Here is a 19,437-nt window from a genome sequence, read left to right on the forward strand (position 1 = left end):
GTAAGCCAGCAAAAAACGCTGGCTAACCATCATTTCGCTAGCTGAGCTTCTGCTCGCCTCCGGGCTGTCAACTAGCGAAAAATCTAACGCTGAAGTTACTGGCAACCATCAGCTAACCAAACAGTCCTCGACCACTACTATTCGCAATTCCAGATGACCTCAACAGCCGATTAGGAACTGTCTAAAAGCAAAATGGCAGGTTGGTCATCACCCAAAGCTTAAAGAACCTCCGGGATGGCCAACTATCTTTAGATTTACGTGATTGTAAGCCGTGAGGGCGGTCAGACAGGGCTCAGCCGTGAAATTTGACTTGGGGAGCGTTCTTTGCTGCCCTAGTCAAAGGCCCAGCTTCGAGACCGCTTTTTGGCTCGAAGTGGTGCCCACGGCGTTCCAGCCCTGTCTGACTGCCCGGTAAGGCGACTGATTCCCAGTAAGGTGACTGTAGGGATTTTTTGCGTCGGATTTTGGTGGGCATGGTATACTTACAACTGACTGAAAACGGAACAAACGGGAGGAATTTGCGATGACGATCTTTACGGGGAAAACGGAAGAAGCTGCGATTGCGGCCGGGGTAGCGGCCCTGAACAGTACCCGCGCGCAGGTGACGACTAAGGTGATCAAGCCGGCGCGGAAAGGGTGGTTTGGCCTGGGTCATCGTGACGCCGCTGTGGATGTGGTCTTGAAGGCCGTTGCGGCGCCCGCCGCGCAACCGGCAGCGCCCGCCCAGCCGACATCGTCCGCTTCCCAGGCGACAGTAACTGAGCCGGTCCCCCAGTCGACCCCAGCTACGTCGACCACGGCACCCGACAAAGTAGCGGCACCCCGACCACAACGGACGCCGGCTCAAAACCGGGCCCACCGGGAAGCGGCCATCGAAGCCGTTCAGGATTACGTCTTAGAGATTGTGACCCAGTTAGGCATCGACGCCACGGTTTCGGCGGAATCACTAGGACACCGGCAGGTCCGGCTGGCCTTTGAGACGGAAAAGGAAGGCCTGCTGATCGGGAAGCATGGTCGGACCATTAATGCTCTGCAGAGTCTGGCCCAACTGTTCTTGAACCATCATGGTGCGGCGCACGTGGTGGTGGAACTAGACGTGGCCAACTACCGGGAGCGCCGGCAGGCCACGCTGGCCCGCTTAGCCGATAATACCGCGCGCGAAGTCGTGGCCACGGGTAAGCCCATCTACCTGGACCCCATGCCATCCTTTGAGCGCAAGCAGATTCACGCGGCGCTAGCGCAGAACCATTACGTCACCACCTACTCGGCGGGGAAGGAACCGCACCGGGCCGTGGTGATCGAACCGGTTTGACCCTGAGGTTTGACAAATGGGACCAAGCACCTTATAGTAAAGACAATCATTCTTATCATGTTTACGATAAAGTAGTGAAAGTACTTTATCCGCGTCTGTTAGGTGGCGTGGAGTGGGTGCTTTTTTTTATGGCGTTAAATGACACGCCCGGGTCTTTTGCGGCCCACTACCGACCGTCACGTAGATAGGAACTGTGGAAACAGAGAAACCGTTAGACAACCTTTTAGAGGAGGATCAGCATGGCGACAACGACAGAGTTTGATACGATTGCAGCAATTTCGACGCCACCTGGTGAGGGTGGTATCGCCATTATTCGGATGAGTGGTGAGGACGTTTTCGCCGTGATTGCGAAGTTATTCAAGGGCAAGGACCTGACCAAAGTCCCTAGTCACACCATTAACTACGGTCACATCATCGACCCGGAAACGCACGAAGAAGTCGATGAAGTCATGGTTTCCGTGATGCGGGCTCCTAAGACCTACACCAAGGAAGACATTATCGAAATCAACTGTCACGGGGGTATCGTGGCCACGAACCGGATCTTGCAGTTGTGCTTGAGCTACGGTGCGCGGCTGGCGGAACCCGGAGAGTACACCAAGCGGGCCTTTCTCAACGGCCGAATCGACCTCTCCCAGGCCGAAGCTGTGATGGACCTGATTCGGGCTAAGACCGATAAGTCCATGAAGGTCGCCTTAGACCAGTTGGACGGGGACTTGTCCAAGTTGATTCGCCACTTGCGCCAAGACATTCTGGATGCGTTGGCCCAGGTCGAGGTCAACATCGATTACCCCGAATACGACGACGTCGAGACCATGACCACCAAGATGCTGTTGGAGAAGGCCCAGGAAGTCCAAAAGCAGATTAAGGTCCTCCTGCAGACGGCTAAACAGGGGAAGGTCTTGCGTGACGGGCTAGCCACCGCCATCGTGGGCCGACCGAACGTGGGGAAGAGTAGCCTCTTGAACCACCTGTTACACGAAGACAAGGCCATCGTGACCGACGTCGCGGGAACCACCCGGGACGTGATCGAAGAGTACGTGAACGTTAAGGGTGTGCCATTGAAGCTGATCGATACCGCGGGGATTCGCGATACCACCGATAAGGTTGAAAAGATCGGGGTCGAACGCTCACGCAAGGCCATCGATACGGCCGACTTGGTGATGCTGGTTTTGAACGCCAGCGAACCGTTGACCGCCGAAGACCAAGAGCTGTTAACGGCCACCAGCCACACGCAGCGGATCTTGATCCTGAACAAGACCGACCTGCCGCAGAAGCTGGACCTGAAAGCCGTCCAAGCGGTGGCCGGCGACAGTCCGTTGATCCAGACGTCGATCCTGCAACAGACGGGGATGGACCAGCTGGAAAGTACGATTGCCCACTTGTTCTTCGATGAGGGCATCGAGTCCAGTCAGAAGACGGTCATGGTCACCAACGCCCGGCACATCGGGTTGTTGCACCAGGCCAGTGCGGCGTTGGACGACGTGATGCACGGAATCGCGATGGGGATGCCGGTGGACTTGGTCCAGATCGACATGACCCGCGCCTGGGACCTCTTAGGCGAAATCACCGGTGACAGCTACCAAGACGAATTGCTGGACCAGCTGTTCAGTCAGTTCTGTTTAGGGAAGTAACCAGACCAGCCGAGTTTAATTATTAATACTTAATTGTTATTAATAATTAAATTAGACGGGTTAAGGTGCCATCTTAAATTTAGGAATTCAAGTTAAAAATAACCATTAGGCCCCGGATCACTGGGACCGGGCATGGAGGGAATCAGTAGTATGACGGAAGTAAAGCAATACCCCGGCGACGACTATGACGTCATCGTAGTGGGGGCCGGCCACGCGGGTAGTGAAGCGGCGTTGGCTGCGGCCCGAATGGGGAACAAGACCCTGTTAATGACGATCAACTTGGACATGGTGTCCTTTATGCCATGTAACCCTTCCGTGGGGGGGCCAGCCAAGGGCATCGTGGTTCGTGAAATCGACGCTTTGGGCGGTGAAATGGGCAAGAACATCGACAAGACGTACGTCCAGATGCGGATGCTCAACACCGGGAAAGGTCCCGCTGTGCGGGCCTTACGGGCGCAAGCGGATAAGCACGCCTACCACGCCGAGATGAAGCACACCATCGAACGCGAACCTAACCTGACGTTACGCCAGGGAATCGTGGACGACCTGATCGTTGAAGGCGACGAGTGTCGTGGGGTCATCACCAATACTGGAGCTCGGTACCGGGCTAAGGCCGTGGTCATCGCGGCCGGCACCGCAGCTCGGGGAAAGATTATCATCGGCGAGCTGATGTATTCGTCCGGTCCCAACAACTCCCAACCCGCCAACAAGTTGACGGCGAACCTGCCGAAGTACGGGTTCGAGTTGGAACGGTTCAAGACCGGGACGCCACCCCGAGTTGATGGCAATACCATCCACTACGATGAAACCGAAGAACAACCGGGAGACGAACAGCCGAACCACTTTAGCTTCACCACGCCCGACAGCGCCTACCTGGACTTGAAGAACCAACTTTCCTGCTGGTTGACCTACACCAACGCCAAGACGCACGAAATCATCCGGGAGAACTTGGACCGCGCGCCCATGTTTACCGGAGTGATCGAAGGGGTCGGCCCACGGTACTGCCCATCCATCGAAGACAAGATCGTCCGGTTCGCCGACAAGCCACGCCACCAGCTCTTCTTGGAACCAGAAGGCCGGAAGACTGACGAATGGTATGTCCAAGGGTTGTCGACGTCGATGCCCGAAGAAGTGCAACAGAAGATCCTGCACTCCATCCAGGGGCTGGAAGACGCGCAAATGATGCGGCCTGGTTACGCCATCGAATACGATGTCGTGGCGCCGTACCAGTTGCGGCCAACCCTGGAGACTAAGCTCTTGAAGAACCTCTTCACGGCGGGTCAGACCAACGGGACCTCCGGATACGAAGAAGCTGCGGGCCAAGGCCTATTAGCCGGTATTAACGCCGGGTTACGTGCTTTGGGGAAGCCGGGCTTTACCCTGAAGCGCTCTGACGCCTACATCGGAGTCATGGTCGACGACTTGGTCACCAAGGGCACCAAGGAACCGTACCGTCTGCTGACCAGCCGGGCCGAGTACCGGTTGATTCTCCGGCACGATAACGCCGACTTGCGGTTAACGGAAAAGGGCCACGAGTTGGGCCTGATCAGTGATGAGCGGTACCAAGCCTTTCTCGACAAGAAGGCGGCCATCAAGGCGGAGACCGACCGGTTGAACAGCATCCGGATCAAGCCTACGGACGCCATCAACGACTTCATCACCAGCCATGGAGATAAGCCGCTTCAGGACGGCATCTTAGCGGCCGTCTTCTTGCGTCGGCCTTACGTGGACTACCAGACCCTGTTGGACTTCATCCCCGCCCCAGACCAGCCGTTAGACCGGCACATCATCGAAGAGATCGAGATTTCGTTGAAGTACGCGGGCTACATCAAGAAGGCCGAGGAGAACGTGGCGAAGTTGAAGCGGATGGAAGCCAAGGCGATTCCTGAAAAGATCGACTACGACGCCATTGACGGTTTGGCTACGGAAGCGCACCAGAAGCTGAAGAAGATCCAACCGGAGACCTTAGCGCAAGCTAGCCGGATCAGCGGGGTCAACCCAGCCGATATTGCCATCTTGAGTGTCTACATTGAACAAGGTAAGATTGCAAAAACAAAATAACCACCCGGGTGCCTAGCGGAGTGCCAGGCACAGGAGTGGTTCAGTGAAACGGGGACGGTCGTCGTATTTTCGACGGCCGTCCCCGTTTTGTGGTATAAAGGATGTAACTTAATTTGATGTAAAGCGAGGTTTTACCATGCAACGAAAGTACCGTGATTATTTTGCTTATCTGAAGTCGGTCAATCCCGACCCGAACGCGTCCTTCATCGCTGTGAACCCGGCTAGTGCGCAGAAGACGGACGCGGAAAAGTTCGCGTCGTTAACGGAGCGGGCCGGCCGACGCTGGGGTGTGATCCTCTTTCACGCCCTGTACGGCAATAAGACCACTAAGAAGACCCACGTCCCTTATGCGGTGGTGCACGACGACACCTTCGCCCACGATTGGGATAACACTGACCGGGATGAGTTCGACCAAGACGTGGCGATTCTGGTCCAGTGCCAGATGCTCCAGGTCAAGGAAGTCCAAGGCCTAACGCGGTTGATCATGCGTTACCCCGAACCCCTGGCGAGCTTGGCGGACTTGCGAATTAAGGGCATTGATCAGATCAACCCGGGGTCATAGGGGGAATCTGGCTTAGTCGATGTTTTTGACGAACCGCTTAACCGTTATCGTGGCTTAATTGGCGTCATTGAAAAAGGGCAGGCTTCCAGATGCTTTCTGGAAGCCTGCCCTTTAAACGTCTTAGGACTTGATTTAGCAATTCAAGCAATGTCCGATTGATGATTAAACGGTGTCAAACGGATGCTGTACGTTGAGGTGACCTACCCGTAAAGTAACGAGCTTCTGGGAACATTGCTGGCTCGTGTAATTAGGCTTAACGATGATCAGTTGTTTCCCATACCATCATTCAGGGTTAGCAACTGGTGCTAAGACGGGGTTACGGCATCAATTCACCGTCATCGTCAGGCAAGAGGGTGGTGACTAGCACCCGCTAAACCTGTGGTCGTGGATCGCGCCACTTGCCCAGCAACCAACCGGCAACGATCCCTACTAGTGCGGGCACCAACCAGCTGAAGCCCCCCGCCGCGAAGGGTAACCAAGCGTTGGCGTGTAGGACGGCCTGGAAGAAGCCGGTCTGTTGCCAACTGGCGGGTAAACCGCTGGCCGCTGACCCGAAGGCGGGCAACAGCGTTAACAGAATCGCCGTACCGAAGAGCCACCGGGACATCCCCAGTAGCGGGGAGAGCACGGCCAGCACGATCAGGACGATCGCCAGCGGGTACAAGAAGAGCAGGATTGGGGTCGAGTAGGCGATTAACCGGGTCAGTCCGGCGTTGGCGAATAGGCAGGGCAGAATCGCCGCGAAAGCCGTGACCACCGGGTACGAGAACTTAGGGAAGAGCACGCTGAGGGTGTCCCCGAAGGCCGAAATCAGGCCGATAGCGGTCTTGAGACACGCGATGATCACCAGGAGCGCCAGTAACAGGGTTCCCCAGACGCCGAAGTAGTAGTCGGCGATTTGGGCCAGGGTTACCCCACCGTTGGCTGCGGCCGAAAAGTGCCCCAGACTCATGGTCCCAATCAGGGCCAAGAGGGTGTAGATGACGGCCATCAGCGACATACTGATAGCCCCCGTTTTGATGGTGTAGCGGGCAATGTCACGAGAGTCCGTGACACCTAGGTCGCGGATACTGTCAATGACGATGACCCCAAAGGCCAGGGCCGCCAAGGCATCCAGGGTATTGTACCCTTCGGTGAACCCGCTCAGGACGGGGTGCGCGACGTAGCCGCCCCGACTCACGGCGTCTAGGCCGCCCAGGGGATGCAGCAGGGCTGCTCCCATGATAATGGCCAGGAGAATCAGGAAGAACGGCGTAAGCCATTTACCGATATAGGTCATCAACTTCCCGGGATGCCGGGCTAATAGCCAAGCAATCAGGAAGAAGACCACCGAGAAGCCAGCCAGAACGCCGGTCTGTAGGTGCGGTGCCACGAACGGTGCTAGGCCGATCTGAAACGAGGTCGTGGCCAGTCGGGGCAGGGCCGAGAAGGGACCCAAGGTCAGATAGAGCAGGACCGTGAACGCGTAAGCGAAGGGCCGGTTGACCTTACTTGCCAGGTCGAAGACCCCGGTACTGCGGGTCAGCCCCATCCCGGTCACCCCTAGCAGGGGCAGACCGATTCCACTAATTAATAGGCCGCCGATCGCCGCCCAGACCCGGTTACCGGCTTGTTGTCCCAGAAAGATCGGGAAAATCAAGTTGCCGGCGCCGAAGAACAGCCCGAACAGCATGGTGCCAATGAAGCCCAGCTCTCGCCAGGTAAGACGCTTTTTCAATTTAATCGCAACTTTCTATACTAAGGTTTACGTTCTGAAGTTTGCCGGGTGGGCCCGTGGGCGCTGGAAATTTAGAACTCCCCTATAGTAGCAAAAAACGCCGGCCAGGGAAATGGTCGACGCTTAATCGGTGCTTATTTATCTGCGACCGTAAAGCGGGTCTGGTGATGTTGCGGCGTTGTGAGTTCGTCGAGAATCGTGACGGCCATGGTTCCGGCCGAGGTCGCCGAGACCTGTTGCGCGTTGTATAACAGCTCATCGGTACCCAGAATGGCGGGAACGGCAGGACCTGCGTGGAAGTCAGCGGCTGGCGACACGCCGAACCAGTTGACGTTATCGACGTCACGCAGGAAGTTGAGTTCCTTGAGCTGGTTCTGCGGGACACTGAGGAAGGATGCTGCCTGGGGGTCCTTGGCGATATCGTGGACGAACAGGTGGTGGTCTTCACCGGTCTGGAGGCTGCCGGCCCCTAAGATGAAGGCGACGCGTGGCGTAGTGGTCTCGCGCAATTCACTGACCAGGTGCGCAGCCAGGTCCACGTGGCGGTAAGCCTGGGCGGGAGCGGTGGCGAAGGCGTCGATGACGGCATCGACGGCCTGTAAGTCTTCACGCGTCAGGGTAAAGGCGTCCTGAGCTTTGGTGGTCAGGTTCGGATTAGTTGGGAGTTGCGCCAACTTGTCGGTGGAACGGCCTAACGCGATAACTTGGTGTCCGCGCTGCAGGGCTTCGGTAACTAAGGCGGAGCCGGCCATCCCGGTGGCGCCGATGATCATAATTTTCATGGTAAATTCCTCCCCAAATTAGGTATTGGGATTAGTATACGAGTTTTGTGCGCCAAACGCTAACTATAAGTTAGTGGATTGACCAGAATGTTTCATGTGAAACACAACATACTAAGAAAATCTCTGTAAAATCAAGATGGTTTTACAGAGATTTTTGAATTATCGTGGCTTATATGGCGCTGACGATTGAACATCGGCCCATGAACTCAATTAGGACCGGTCTTAAAATAAAATTGTTGTGATGGTCATCCGCCCCTTGTCTACATCTTTAATGATGCGGTGCCGAAGCGCATGAGTGGAAGTTGGCTTAGTCTTGGGGCAGCTGGGTCGACCACGGCAGGGTGATCGAGGTGTGGGCAATCAATTGCTCCTGTTCCTCACGGTTGTTCTTCCGGGCTTGGTACCGTTGGAGGTAACCGGAACAGATGAAGCGTTGCTCTTCGGTCTGAGGGACCACGATGGGCAGCGGTGTCTGCGGCTTTTCGGCCATGACGAAGGTGATGAAGCTGGTGAAGCCTAAGAACCGTTTGCCGGTGGTCAGGTTCTCCCCAACGATCTTGGCGAAGACTTCCAGCGAACGGTGGCCGGTCCCACTGACGTAGGCTTCCATGCACATGGAGTCCTGCAGGTGGAACGGCTTCAAGAAGTTGACGTGGTCGAAAGTCGCAGTCACTACGGTACTTCGCGTTAGGCGCATAGCCGCTATGGAAGCGCTGTCATCTACCAGCGACAAAATCTTACCACCGAAGACGGTTTGGTGTTCGTTTAGGTCGGGTTGGAAGACCCGGTGGTTGGCGACGATTAGGGTTTGATTACAAGAAATTGGTGCGGGTTCGTTTGACAAAACAATCACCTCATTAGATTTGAATACTCTGTCTTCATTCTACCAGAGCCCGTGACGCTGGTAAATCGGGAAGCTAGGTTACAGGATTATTAATTTTTAGCAATAACTCGGCGGTATTGCGGGGTTTTTCGCAGGGGCTTTGCTATACTAAAGCCAAAGATAGGATAGGGGTGGTTGTGTGTATTATCGTGGTGAACCGTTGGATCTGATGCCAACATTAAATTTAACCCGGATTCGGCCGTTGCTTGAGTGCACGCTGAGTCTGCAGCACCCCATTGATGTCCACCGCCTAAAGCAGGCCGTCACCACTACGCAGACCGTGGTGCCCCAGATCCTGGGGAGTTACGACTACCGCTGGAACCGGTTCAATGTGGTCGGCGCCACGGTCGATGACGTGATTGAGGAGCATTCGGCGGGGCACGACCCCGGCCGGGTGCGGTTGGACGTGTTGGTGGGGCCGCAGGTCAAGATTCAAATCATCCATCATCGCGACTATGACCAGTTACGCATCGCGATGAGTCGCCTTTTGACCGATGGGGAAGGGTTTAAACATTACCTGTACCTGTTAGCGGCGGCCTACGACGGGCAGGATCTGACCAGCTTCACTAATGAACGGAGCGGGCGGAAGATTCTGGCCCACCTGCGGCACCCACACCGGCCCTTACCCCCGATGCAAGTATTGACTACCCAGGCGCCATTTCCAGAGCTCCGGGGGGATGTCCACCACCATCAGGGGGAGGCCACCATTTCCAAAGCGGAGAGCCACCGCTTGCAGCGCCAAGCCCGAGCGGCGGGCGTCACGCTGAACACGGTCCTCTTGGGGGCTTACGCGTTGGCCGTTTACACGCTGACGGGCCAGCAGCACCTGATGATTCCCTGTCAGGTGGATCTGCGGTTGCACGGGCCAGTGACGGCCGCTAACGTGGTTCAGGTGGCCAACTTAAGCAGTGAACTGCCCGTTCCCATCACGGTCCGCGACCGCGATAGCTTGGAAGATGTGGTGCACCGGATTCAAGAGACGGTCACCCAACTGCACGCGGACCTCGCATACCTGACACCGCTGGTGGAACTAAAGCGCATGAGTCGGGCGTTGCCGCCGCAGTGGGTGCGGCGGTTAGCCGGCAAGTATCACGCAACGGCGGCGGTGTCGTTTGCGAACTTCGGGCGGGTCGACCAGTCGCGCTTACAGTTTGACGGGAGCGCCGTCGCCCAAGTGACGTTTGCGGGCGCGTACCACACCATGCCGTACTTCCAGTTGACCGTGAGCGGCTACCGGGATGCCTGGACCCTGGCTTTTCGGATGTTGGGGTCGGAACCCGATTATCAGCTGGGAATTAAAATTTTAAAGAACGTCGTGACCCAACTCAACCAGTGGGGGCGGCATTAAGACGTTAAACGGTGACCAGGAGTCGCCGTTTTTTATTCACCATTGTTTTTGTAATTATATAGAATTACATTGACAAATTCCGAAACTGGTGTAAGGTAAACTTGTAGTTAAGTAATTGTTTAAAATTACGTTGAATTCTTCGGCGAACTTTCCCAGGAAAAGTTCCCTTACAAAGTGCCGTTGAATTCCGCATAATTTGGGTAATGCAGTGAAAGGATGGGAGAATTATGGAACAATTCGACGAACACTTACTAGCGCCGGTGTATTTGGAATTCTATCAAGTCTTAGGGGCCAAGGCGGTTCAACTGGTTCACGACAACTATGGCGGTAACACGGTCAGCTTTCCGGATCACTATAACGACCGGGAAAAAGCAGCGGCGTATGTGCGGGAACACGCCACGGAAAAGGCCCAGACACTTTCCCAGGAAACTGGGTATAACATTCGCACGATTCGAAAGTGGAAGAAGACGGCGGACTGAGCCGGGGAAGAGGGTCGTTGACGGTCTGCGAAATCCGGCGTATCTTAAAATAGGTGTTAAAAATTTTTAGTTTTAATCATAAAGCGGGGTTAAATAATGAGTGACGGTAAATTTTGTCCACAGTGTGGAACGCAGGTTAATCAGGATGCGCTGTTCTGTCCGAAGTGTGGGTATCAGTTTGCGCCGACTGACGGGCAGGAAACGTCGACAGCGACGCCCACCCGAGAAGCGCACCGGGAGCAAGCAGCCGCTCAGCCGTCACCGACCCCCACGCCACAGGGCCCAGCACCGCAACGGAGCCATTGATTGACCATCATTTTAGGCGTGATTGCCGTGGCTGTGGTGGTCGTGGTGGCCAGCAACGTAGTGATCAATCACAAGGAACAGGCCCATCAAGCGGCCCTCCAAGCCTCTGAATCACGGGTTCAGTCGTCGAAAAAGGCGAAGGAATCGCGGGAAGAATCCCGAGAAGCGGGTCTGGCGAAGGATGCCAAGGGCGTGGTGAACGATGTGATCCAAAACGATGATAACCTAGACGCGAAGTGTACGGATGTGACCATCGAAAGTCACGATGGGGGTAACCAGTATTCGGGTTACGCTAGTGTGGAGGACGATTACGACGACAGTACCACCATCGACATCACCGTTACGGACGTCACTTATGAAGACAACGTGAGCGTCGAAATTCCCGGGGACCAGGAAGACAAACTGTCCGAGACCTTCTATTCTAATGATGATTAGGCGGACTGACGTTGATGGGATCATCCGCCTTACCGGGCGACCAGACAGGGCTGGAACGCCGTGGGCACCACTTCGAGCCAAAGTGCGGTCTCGAAGCTGGGCCTTTGACTAGGGCAGCAAAGAACGCTCCCCAAGTCAAATTTCACGGCTGAGCCCTGTCTGGTCGCCCTCACGGCTCACGAAAACGTTTGGCTTATGAAGCAATAGTGCCGAATTCTAGGTGGCTGTTGGAACCTAGCGGAGCTTAAGACCGACCGGTTTTTCTCGGTGGGGGATAAGGGTGCGGTTTAAGGTTCGTAAAGCCGTGTTGGGGGCGTTAGGGTTTGGGCACCTGCCAGAGCCGGATTAGCGTTAGCCGCAGCTTCTACGTAAACGCGATAGGTATTTAGTAGCGCTACTGACGGGGGTCAGAGCGCTTTTTTGATTTGACGGTCATGAAGCGGCATGCTACATTGAAAATAGGAGATTAACGAATCGATACGAGGGGGTAACGGTATGCAGCTGGATGATTTAGTGACCATGAAGACGGGGGTAAACCAGCTGCGGCTGAAGGACTCTTCGGTGGACCTGTACGGGTATCAAGACCTAGTCGCCGATCTGGGGCGTTCGGTGGCCCAATCGGAAACTGCGGAAGCGGCCGCTAGCGAGAAAAGCTATCAGGTCGTTGTGGGCGATATTGTCTTCAGTACCCTGCAGAACACGGCCAGTATTGTGACCGCGGAGACGGCGGGAAAGGTCTTGACCCAAAACTTTGTCCGTTGGCGGATCAAGCACCACCAGATTGACCCGCGGTATCTGTGCTACTGTGTGAACCAGACGGACGCCGTTAAACGTCAGCTGGCCCGCTTCCTAGAAGGCAGTCACGTGGCCAACAAGTTGTCGTTGAAGACGTTACGGACCCTGGAGATTCCCGTTCCCTCACATGAAGAGCAGGATCTTTGGGGCCGCCTCTACTTCAACTTGCAGCGACAAGCCACCTTGCAGGAACGACTAGTGGCGCTACAGACGCAGTTGTTGCGGGGATTGGAGTAAGCGTTGACTTAACGGCTAATTCTCATTTGGAGAACTAGCCTTTTTTAAACTTCCAGCTAATGGTTGGGCCATGTGGGTCGAATCCATTAGCTGGTTTTCTTTTCCGCACCAAACGCCTAAACTAACAATGGGAGGTTTTGTGTGTGAAAGAGAAAGAGACGACAACGCCAACGTTGTCACGGAAAACGATTCTGTTAATGGCGGTGGTCACGGGAGTCATCGTGGCCAACCTGAACTTCATTCAACCTATCGAAAACCTGATTGCTACGGACTTTGGTTTAGCGAAGTCCGTGGTGGGGGCCTTGGCCATGGTCACCCAGTTAGGGTATGCGTTCGGCCTGCTGCTGATTGTTCCCCTAGGGGATATTTTCGACCGGTACCACCTGATTCAGTTCATGATGGTGCTCTCAATCGGGTCGCTCTTGCTAGCCTTTTGGGCCCCAAACGCCGGTGTCTTTGCGGTAGCAACGACCCTAGTCGGCATTACGTCAGTCGCCCCGCAGATTATCATTCCCTATGCGGGCTACCTAGCGCCTAGTCTCCAGCGGGGGAAGGTGTTGGGAATCGTCTTAAGTGGTCTGTTAACGGGAATCTTATTGTCGCGGTCGTTTAGTGGCTTGTTAGGGAGTATCATGCCCTGGCAGGACATTTACCTGATTGCGGCGGGGATTGACCTGATTTTCTTAATTATCGTGCACGCGTATCTACCGCACGATGCACGGGGGCATCAGGAATTACGGTACTGGCCGGTGATTCAGACGTTGCCGCGGTTGTTTGCCCGGCAGCGTGCCCTGCGGGGAGCGGCCATCAACGGCTTCTGTATGTTTGGGATGTCGAACGTCCTCTGGTCCACACTGGCCTTTTATCTGGCGACGCAATACCACTTGGGCAGTAATGTGGCCGGTCTATTAGGCTTACTGGGGATTGCCGGGGTCTTGGCAGCGCCGTGGATCGGTAACTTGGTTGATCAGCGATCGCCGCGACTGACGGTGGGCCTGAGCATGGTCTTCTCCGGAGTGGCCTTCGTGATTTTCTGGTTGATTGGCTTTTGGCTGGTGGGTCTCATCGTGGGAATCGTCCTGCTTGACCTGGGAACCCAGTTCAGTCAGGTCTCTAACCAGGCCATTGTCCAGTCCTTGAACCGAAAAGAAAGCAGCCGGAACAACTCCGTTTTCATGTTTAGCTACTTCTTAGGTGGGTCGCTAGGGACCCTGTCAGCGACTTGGGCCTGGAGCCATGCCGGTTGGACCGGCGTTTGCGGGGTGGCGTTAGCCTTCCTGATACTCGCACTGGTCAGCCATTGGGTATTGGGCGAACCGGAAAGTATTCATCAAGATGCAGCGTAAATTAACGGGACACCGCAGAAATTGTGGGGTCCCGTTACGTTTTATGGATGATTTGTGGTATGCTAAGTTGACTTTACTGAAGGAGGAACTGCTTAATGACGATTAAACTCGTGGCGTTTGACATGGACGGCACCTTTCTGAATGACCAAAACACCTATAACCATGCCCGGTTTGCGGAATTATTGACGAAACTGCGGGCGAAGGGGATTCACGTGGTCGCGGCCAGCGGCTCACAGTACCAACGACTCCAGACCCAGTTCGAGCAGTTCCAAGATCAGATGGACTTCGTTTCGCAAAACGGGGCGGTGGTCCACAGCAACGGGGAACTGTTGTCGGTCACGGCCATGCCCGCTGAAGCAGTCGCGGCGACTTTAGACGTGATTCATCAGCAATTCGCGCCTAACGATATCGCCGAACACCTGGTGGCTGGTCTCAAGTCCGCTTACGTGGATGACCAGATCACACCGGCTGCTTACGAGCTGACCCACCGGTACTACGACCACCTGTTGAAGGTGCCTAGCTTAGCCACCATCACGCCCGAGCGGCTCCAGGACCAAGTAACCAGCATCGGCGTCACTTTCCAACCAGGCGTTGATTTTGGGGCCGCGTTACAGACGTTGCGGCAAGCCCTCCCGGCGGGTCTGGGCAGTCAGACCTCTGGGTACAACACGGAACTGATCAGCGAAGGTAGCGTCAACAAGGCCGCCGGATTACGTCACTTGCAGGCCCGGTACAACGTTGCGGACGACGAACTCATGACCTTCGGGGATAATGAAAACGACCTAAGTATGTTGACCCTGACGCCGCACGGCTACGCGATGGCTAACGCCACGGACCACGTGAAGGCGCAGGTCACGCACCATACCGGCACCAACAACGCGGAGGGCGTCTTGGACGTCCTGGCGACCCTAGTCGCTTAAGCGGCACTGGTGCATATGTAAGAAAAGCCGATAACCGCGGCGAGGTTATCGGCTTTTACTTTGGCGTGCACCAAGGGGACTTCAAAGAGGAAGGATTGACGACATGCAAGACATCGGGCAGCGCTTGCTGCATGATAAAATTCTGGGAATCGCTTTAGGGGCGGCCCTTTTGAGCCTATTCGTGGGCCGACCCACGGCGGATGCGGTGGATTGGTCGACCATTCTGGCCCTGCTGGCGCTGATGATCTGCGTACAACTGTTGAATCGGCTGCAGGTCTTAGACGCCCTCAGTAATCGCTTGTTGGCCGTGACCAGCACACAACGCCAAGTGGTACAACTGTTTACTGGACTGGCTTTTGCGGGGGCGATGGTCCTGACCAACGACGTGACCATCTTAACGTTGCTGCCCATGCTGGTCTTGGTGGCCCGCCAACAGAAAATGGCGTTGGCGTTGCCTGCCGTGCTGGTGGTCATGGCGGCCAACCTAGGAAGCGCCTTTACCCCGTTCGGCAACCCCCAGAACTTATACCTGTTCGCCCACTACCAGTTATCAGCGGGCGCGTTCTTTCGCTTATCTAGCCCGTTATTGGTCGGGGGCGTTCTGGTCATGTTAGGTCTGACCTATCTGGCGCGCCCGCGGCCGATCGTGACCCCACCGGTCCGTCAGATTCCGGACCATCCGGTGGCCATCAGCCTTGCGCTGGGCCTGTTTGGCCTGGTCCTCCTAGGGGTCTTTCGGGTCCTACCGCTGGGGTGGGTGACGCTGGTCGCCGTCATTGGCGGCCTCTTACTGGATCGCCGGGCCGTTCAGCGGGTGGATTACGGCCTTCTGTTGACCTTCATCTGCTTCTTTATCCTGGTCAGCGCCATCAGCCATAACCCGCAGGTGATCGCGGGGATGCAGCGATTAATGCGGACGCCGCATGCGGTGTACCTGACCAGCTTGGTCGCCAGTCAAGTTATCAGTAACGTCCCGGCGACCGTCCTGCTTGCGCCGTTTACGTCCCACTCGGCGGCCCTGTTCTGGGGCGTGAACGTTGGCGGTCTAGGGACCCTGGTCGCGTCACTGGCGAATCTGTTGACTCTAAAGCAACTACTGGCCTTGGGCGAGCGGGATGCCGTCCGGCCGTTTTTCAAACTTTTTACGGTGCTCAATGTGCTGGGCCTCCTACTGTTGGGCAGCCTAGGATGGTTCTGGTTACGCTAGGGCGTAATCGGTTCCATAACAAACAAAATGTTTTATTGACGAAATCATTACCAAAAGTTTATCGATAATCTACATCGGCTAGGTAAACTGGTCTTAGAGTTAAGCCTGAACGGTCCCATTAGCGAGTTAGCCCAGTCGGGTGATTTTGGCGTCCCTCCTAGTCGGTGCCTGAACCCCAATTCAGCGCACCAACCAAAGTTACGGAAACGGCAAGGCTGATGGGCTGGTGGATCGAACGGTTTGATTCAAGTCCTAAGTCACGATGAACTCCCCAATTGGTAGATGAGACTTAGGGTGATTTCCAGGAGGGGACCGGTGACCGTCTGAACAGCGGCCTCCTCTCTGGGCGTCAATCTTTTAACGAATAGACAAAAATCCCGTCTAAGCGGTTCTTCAAAACCGCTTAGACGGGATTTTTGATTGTGATTCAGCTTTTTCAGGAAGGTCTGCCTAACCAGTGTCACCGTTAGGCAAGGGGCCTAGAGAATCTGAATCCGGTGTTGGTAGCACTTGTCGATCATCTCTTGTGGCCAGACGCTGGCTTGAACTTCGCCCACGTGCGCCTTACCCAGTAACAACATGCAGAGCCGGGATTGGCCGATTCCGCCCCCGATGGTGTAAGGCAGTTCGCCGTTCAGTAGCATCTGGTGGAACGGTAATTTGGCCCGGTCTTCAGCGTTAGCGTCCTTTAATTGGGCCTTCATGGATTCTTCACTAACTCGGATCCCCATGCTAGAGATTTCCAGAGCGTGTTGGAGGGGTTCGTACCAGAAGAGGATGTCCCCGTTGAGTTGCCAATCATCGTAGTCGGGGGCCCGGCCGTCGTGGCGCTTGCCGCTCTTGAGCTTACCACCGATCTGCATTAAGAAGACGGCGCCGTAACGCTTGGTAATGGCGTCTTCCCGTTCCTTAGGGGTCAACGTTGGGAATTCGTCTTCGAGTTCTTGGGTGGTGACGAAGTGAATTTCGTCTGGTAAATGGTGAACGGCTTCGGGGAACTTGTACCAGACTTCGTGTTCCATGTGCTTGATGACCTTGAAGATGGTCCGAACAGTATCCTCAAGGGTCTGCGTGGTCCGTTCATCCTTAGCGATGATCTTTTCCCAGTCCCATTGGTCGACGTAGATGGAGTGGATGTTGTCCAGGTCTTCATCTTTCCGGATAGCGTTCATGTTGGTGTACAATCCCGTGTGCATGACGAACCCGTAACGCTTCAGGGCTAGCCGCTTCCACTTAGCCAGGGAGTGCACGATTTCGATCGTCTTGCCAGGCATGTCCTTCATGGTGAAGGAGACGGGCTTTTCGACCCCGTTCAGATTATCGTTGAGACCCGTGCCTTTTTCGACAAACATCGGGGCGGACAGCCGTGACAGGTTCAGTTCTTTGCCGAACTCATCTTGAAAGGTTTCCCGAATGTAGCGAATCGCCTGTTGCGTTTGAATCACGTCTAATTTTGGATCGTAGTCCTTAGGGATAATTAACTTCATACACCAACACTCCTTTAGTCTTTTCTGCAGTCATTTACACAAAATAAAAAAGTCTTCCGTCCCAATACAGGGACGAAAGACTTTTCGCGGTACCACCCAGATTGCCTACGTGACGTAGGCCTCCTCAAAAGAGCACTAACATGCTCCACCGCTGGTAACGTACCGGTCAACGTCTAAACCTACTCTGAACGCGAAGCGTGTCATTTCAGCCAGAAACTTAAGAAAGGGTTATTCAGCATCATCCACATCTGGGGCGGGTTTCCACTATCCCCGCTTCACTGGCAGCTGGATGAAACTTACTCTGCTTTCTTGTCGCTTTTATCTTGTTGCCAATAGAATAGCACTAAAAATCAGTTTGTAAAAGAAAAATTTGAAAATGATGAGTTTCAAGCCTAGTTTCACCATGGGATTTTAATCTGAAAAAGCCCGGTAGACGGGGCTTGAGCGTTCGGTTAGCCCGCCATCAAAAAAATTTAGGCATTCTAGGTGCGGGGCCTTGGATGGTTTACCGGTGGCGACCGGCGCACAACAGCTGGTATTCTCCCTAGTGCGTGCCGCGTTCTTCGTGTTCCGAGATGTGCTTATAGGTCTTTTTGCCGAAGAGCACCATCTTGGCCATGGGCGACTTGTGAGCCAAAAAGAGGGTGTAACTGAGACTGGAGAAGGCCGTTAGCCCCCAGAGAATCCAGCTGCTGTGGCGCGCGCCAGTGAGCCGGTAGAAAATCAACACGTCGGCGGCGACTTCCTTATAGGCCGCTTCAAAGAGGTGGTCGATGCTGGTGAGTTCGTGGAGGTACAGCCCCTCAATCACCAGCTGCAAACCAAGAATCATCAACCAACCGTAGAGGTAGTGGCGCCCACCCTGGGCCGTGACCACTTTCTTGTAGACCGGGACCTCTTGACCGTTGGCGTCCCGAAAGTACCGGTTCCCCGTTTCTTCCAGGCGAATCTTAGTGTGGGCGGTCTGGTAGTGACCGACTAGAGTGGCGACGATGATCAGGCCCACCGTGATCACCGCGTTGAGTGGCGACCAGACGAAGGTCCGCATGAACTGATAGAGGCAGAAGATGGGGATGAACCAGTAGCTCAGCCAACCAATGGCGCTGAATTCGAACTGGTCCTTGATGAAGATAATGAAGATGACGGCGATGACTGCGGGTAAAAACATGTTGAGACTTCCTTCTCGTGGTTTTTCTTGAGTGTACCACACCCCTGACGATTCAGGGGTCCCGATGTTTCACATGAAACACCGCGGACCTGACAGCTGGCGTAGATTCAGGTAAACTGGAGGAGAACGGAACCGGACGTTAGTGGGGTGATAATGGTGAAGAAAGTTGGCAGAATCTTAGGCGGTATCTGGGAGAGCAGCACGTTGGCTACGCTACTGGAACTGGTAGTCGGATTCTTCGCGGAAGGCATCTTGCGCCACGGGTCTGGTAGGCGAAAGAAGTGATCGACAACGGCCAAGCGCCGGTCGATTGTGGTAGACTAGGGTATCAAAACACGGAAATTGGAGGCACCCCTCATGGCAGAGTCATCAGATAGAGCCGCTATTCGGCGGAAGAAGCTCAAGGAAAAGGTTGGACCGGAGATTTGGCAGAAGTATATGACCAGCGTAGAACGCGGCCTGTTGAACCAAAAGGAAGCCGATGCGGCCATGTTGGTCGAACATAAAAAGGCAGTGACCACGCGGAACCGGGTCCGTAAGGCGAAGGGACCGCGGCCTAAGAGTAACCGCACCAAGCGCCGCGAACACGCGGAAAAGGTAGCCGCTCAGGAATGGGCGAGTCGCAAGCACGCCACGGGGCACCGCGCGCGGCGTGGGCAACGTGACGATTGGAATTAATGGCACTCACTTCAGACGACGATTTCATCAACCAACCCGGGTGGTGAAAGCGTCGTTTTTTTAGTCACTAAGGTCCTAAAAAA

19 protein-coding genes are annotated in these 19,437 nt (G+C 55.0%); 14 read left to right on the forward strand and 5 right to left on the reverse strand.

Annotation, left to right across the window (positions count from 1 at the left end; all coding sequences use genetic code 11):
* Nucleotides 1-523: 523 nt before the first annotated feature.
* From jag to FD30_RS10675, 4 genes are all read left to right on the forward strand, one after another.
* Nucleotides 524-1,312, forward strand: coding sequence for an RNA-binding cell elongation regulator Jag/EloR (gene jag, locus FD30_RS10660; protein WP_056944995.1), 789 nt, complete (start codon nt 524-526; stop codon nt 1,310-1,312).
* A gap of 239 nt (nt 1,313-1,551) precedes the next feature.
* A complete protein-coding gene (gene mnmE, locus FD30_RS10665; protein WP_056944996.1) occupies nt 1,552-2,943 on the forward strand; it encodes a tRNA uridine-5-carboxymethylaminomethyl(34) synthesis GTPase MnmE in 1,392 nt (463 codons plus the stop codon).
* Between the two features lie 150 nt (nt 2,944-3,093).
* A complete protein-coding gene (gene mnmG, locus FD30_RS10670; RefSeq protein WP_082604911.1) occupies nt 3,094-5,004 on the forward strand; it encodes a tRNA uridine-5-carboxymethylaminomethyl(34) synthesis enzyme MnmG in 1,911 nt (636 codons plus the stop codon).
* Nucleotides 5,005-5,140: 136 nt separating this feature from the next.
* Entirely contained in the window at nt 5,141-5,566 is a 426-nt protein-coding gene (locus FD30_RS10675) for a hypothetical protein (RefSeq protein ID WP_056944998.1), read from the forward strand.
* Between the two features lie 370 nt (nt 5,567-5,936).
* Here the strand turns inward: FD30_RS10675 and brnQ are convergent, their stop codons facing one another.
* The 3 genes from brnQ to FD30_RS10690 form a co-directional block, all read right to left on the reverse strand.
* Entirely contained in the window at nt 5,937-7,283 is a 1,347-nt protein-coding gene (brnQ, locus tag FD30_RS10680) for a branched-chain amino acid transport system II carrier protein (RefSeq protein ID WP_147000062.1), read from the reverse strand.
* A gap of 134 nt (nt 7,284-7,417) precedes the next feature.
* Complete coding sequence (locus tag FD30_RS10685; protein ID WP_056945000.1) at nt 7,418-8,065, reverse strand: NAD(P)-dependent oxidoreductase; 648 nt, start codon at nt 8,063-8,065, stop codon at nt 7,418-7,420.
* Between the two features lie 307 nt (nt 8,066-8,372).
* Nucleotides 8,373-8,909 carry an acyl-CoA thioesterase gene (locus FD30_RS10690; RefSeq protein WP_056945001.1) on the reverse strand — a complete coding sequence of 179 codons (537 nt, stop codon included), beginning with the start codon at nt 8,907-8,909 and terminating at the stop codon, nt 8,373-8,375.
* A gap of 208 nt (nt 8,910-9,117) precedes the next feature.
* Here FD30_RS10690 and FD30_RS10695 point away from each other — a divergent pair, with 208 nt between their 5' ends.
* The 8 genes from FD30_RS10695 to FD30_RS10725 all read left to right on the forward strand — a co-directional run bounded on the left by FD30_RS10695 (nt 9,118) and on the right by FD30_RS10725 (nt 16,021).
* On the forward strand, nt 9,118-10,296 hold the full coding sequence (locus tag FD30_RS10695; RefSeq protein WP_235803268.1) for a phthiocerol/phthiodiolone dimycocerosyl transferase family protein: 1,179 nt from the start codon (nt 9,118-9,120) through the stop codon (nt 10,294-10,296).
* A 227-nt stretch (nt 10,297-10,523) separates the two neighbouring features.
* The gene (locus FD30_RS10700) at nt 10,524-10,775 is read left to right on the forward strand and encodes a hypothetical protein (protein WP_024747855.1); all 252 of its coding nucleotides are present in this window, start codon (nt 10,524-10,526) and stop codon (nt 10,773-10,775) included.
* A 96-nt stretch (nt 10,776-10,871) separates the two neighbouring features.
* Nucleotides 10,872-11,081, forward strand: a complete 210-nt coding sequence (locus FD30_RS11470) for a zinc-ribbon domain-containing protein (protein WP_082604912.1) — start codon at nt 10,872-10,874, stop codon at nt 11,079-11,081.
* A complete protein-coding gene (locus FD30_RS10705) occupies nt 11,082-11,516 on the forward strand; it encodes a hypothetical protein (RefSeq protein ID WP_056945003.1) in 435 nt (144 codons plus the stop codon).
* A 495-nt stretch (nt 11,517-12,011) separates the two neighbouring features.
* Nucleotides 12,012-12,548, forward strand: coding sequence for a restriction endonuclease subunit S (locus FD30_RS10710; protein ID WP_056945004.1), 537 nt, complete (start codon nt 12,012-12,014; stop codon nt 12,546-12,548).
* Between the two features lie 197 nt (nt 12,549-12,745).
* Nucleotides 12,746-13,894 (forward strand): MFS transporter, encoded by a 1,149-nt coding sequence (locus tag FD30_RS10715; RefSeq protein WP_056945024.1) that lies wholly within the window; start codon nt 12,746-12,748, stop codon nt 13,892-13,894.
* Between the two features lie 95 nt (nt 13,895-13,989).
* Nucleotides 13,990-14,814 (forward strand): Cof-type HAD-IIB family hydrolase, encoded by an 825-nt coding sequence (locus tag FD30_RS10720; protein ID WP_056945005.1) that lies wholly within the window; start codon nt 13,990-13,992, stop codon nt 14,812-14,814.
* A 103-nt stretch (nt 14,815-14,917) separates the two neighbouring features.
* Nucleotides 14,918-16,021, forward strand: a complete 1,104-nt coding sequence (locus tag FD30_RS10725) for an SLC13 family permease (protein ID WP_056945006.1) — start codon at nt 14,918-14,920, stop codon at nt 16,019-16,021.
* A 479-nt stretch (nt 16,022-16,500) separates the two neighbouring features.
* Here FD30_RS10725 and asnA read toward each other — a convergent pair whose 3' ends face one another.
* On the reverse strand, nt 16,501-17,508 hold the full coding sequence (gene asnA / locus FD30_RS10730) for an aspartate--ammonia ligase (RefSeq protein ID WP_056945007.1): 1,008 nt from the start codon (nt 17,506-17,508) through the stop codon (nt 16,501-16,503).
* Nucleotides 17,509-18,052: 544 nt separating this feature from the next.
* Nucleotides 18,053-18,676, reverse strand: coding sequence for a hypothetical protein (locus FD30_RS10735; RefSeq protein ID WP_056945008.1), 624 nt, complete (start codon nt 18,674-18,676; stop codon nt 18,053-18,055).
* Nucleotides 18,677-18,829: 153 nt separating this feature from the next.
* Here FD30_RS10735 and FD30_RS11865 point away from each other — a divergent pair, with 153 nt between their 5' ends.
* Together FD30_RS11865 and FD30_RS10740 are read left to right on the forward strand one after the other, a co-directional pair.
* Nucleotides 18,830-18,961 carry a hypothetical protein gene (locus tag FD30_RS11865; RefSeq protein WP_263862303.1) on the forward strand — a complete coding sequence of 44 codons (132 nt, stop codon included), beginning with the start codon at nt 18,830-18,832 and terminating at the stop codon, nt 18,959-18,961.
* A 72-nt stretch (nt 18,962-19,033) separates the two neighbouring features.
* A complete protein-coding gene (locus tag FD30_RS10740; protein ID WP_024747880.1) occupies nt 19,034-19,354 on the forward strand; it encodes a hypothetical protein in 321 nt (106 codons plus the stop codon).
* The last annotated feature ends 83 nt before the right edge of the window (nt 19,355-19,437 follow it).

It is taken from the genome of Levilactobacillus namurensis DSM 19117 (genome assembly GCF_001434785.1).
In the GTDB taxonomy this organism is placed as follows: domain Bacteria; phylum Bacillota; class Bacilli; order Lactobacillales; family Lactobacillaceae; genus Levilactobacillus; species Levilactobacillus namurensis.

What these genes read in the sequence shown, in the direction of transcription:
- jag (WP_056944995.1), top strand. Translation starts at nt 524, where the DNA reads ATGACGATCTTTACGGGGAAAACGGAAGAAGCTGCGATTGCGGCCGGG.
- mnmE (WP_056944996.1), top strand. Translation starts at nt 1,552, where the DNA reads ATGGCGACAACGACAGAGTTTGATACGATTGCAGCAATTTCGACGCCA.
- mnmG (WP_082604911.1), top strand. Translation starts at nt 3,094, where the DNA reads ATGACGGAAGTAAAGCAATACCCCGGCGACGACTATGACGTCATCGTA.
- FD30_RS10675 (WP_056944998.1), top strand. Translation starts at nt 5,141, where the DNA reads ATGCAACGAAAGTACCGTGATTATTTTGCTTATCTGAAGTCGGTCAAT.
- FD30_RS10685 (WP_056945000.1), bottom strand. Translation starts at nt 8,065, where the DNA reads ATGAAAATTATGATCATCGGCGCCACCGGGATGGCCGGCTCCGCCTTA.
- FD30_RS10695 (WP_235803268.1), top strand. Translation starts at nt 9,118, where the DNA reads ATGCCAACATTAAATTTAACCCGGATTCGGCCGTTGCTTGAGTGCACG.
- FD30_RS10700 (WP_024747855.1), top strand. Translation starts at nt 10,524, where the DNA reads ATGGAACAATTCGACGAACACTTACTAGCGCCGGTGTATTTGGAATTC.
- FD30_RS11470 (WP_082604912.1), top strand. Translation starts at nt 10,872, where the DNA reads ATGAGTGACGGTAAATTTTGTCCACAGTGTGGAACGCAGGTTAATCAG.
- FD30_RS10710 (WP_056945004.1), top strand. Translation starts at nt 12,012, where the DNA reads ATGCAGCTGGATGATTTAGTGACCATGAAGACGGGGGTAAACCAGCTG.
- FD30_RS10715 (WP_056945024.1), top strand. Translation starts at nt 12,746, where the DNA reads ATGGCGGTGGTCACGGGAGTCATCGTGGCCAACCTGAACTTCATTCAA.
- FD30_RS10720 (WP_056945005.1), top strand. Translation starts at nt 13,990, where the DNA reads ATGACGATTAAACTCGTGGCGTTTGACATGGACGGCACCTTTCTGAAT.
- FD30_RS10725 (WP_056945006.1), top strand. Translation starts at nt 14,918, where the DNA reads ATGCAAGACATCGGGCAGCGCTTGCTGCATGATAAAATTCTGGGAATC.
- asnA (WP_056945007.1), bottom strand. Translation starts at nt 17,508, where the DNA reads ATGAAGTTAATTATCCCTAAGGACTACGATCCAAAATTAGACGTGATT.
- FD30_RS10735 (WP_056945008.1), bottom strand. Translation starts at nt 18,676, where the DNA reads ATGTTTTTACCCGCAGTCATCGCCGTCATCTTCATTATCTTCATCAAG.
- FD30_RS11865 (WP_263862303.1), top strand. Translation starts at nt 18,830, where the DNA reads ATGGTGAAGAAAGTTGGCAGAATCTTAGGCGGTATCTGGGAGAGCAGC.
- FD30_RS10740 (WP_024747880.1), top strand. Translation starts at nt 19,034, where the DNA reads ATGGCAGAGTCATCAGATAGAGCCGCTATTCGGCGGAAGAAGCTCAAG.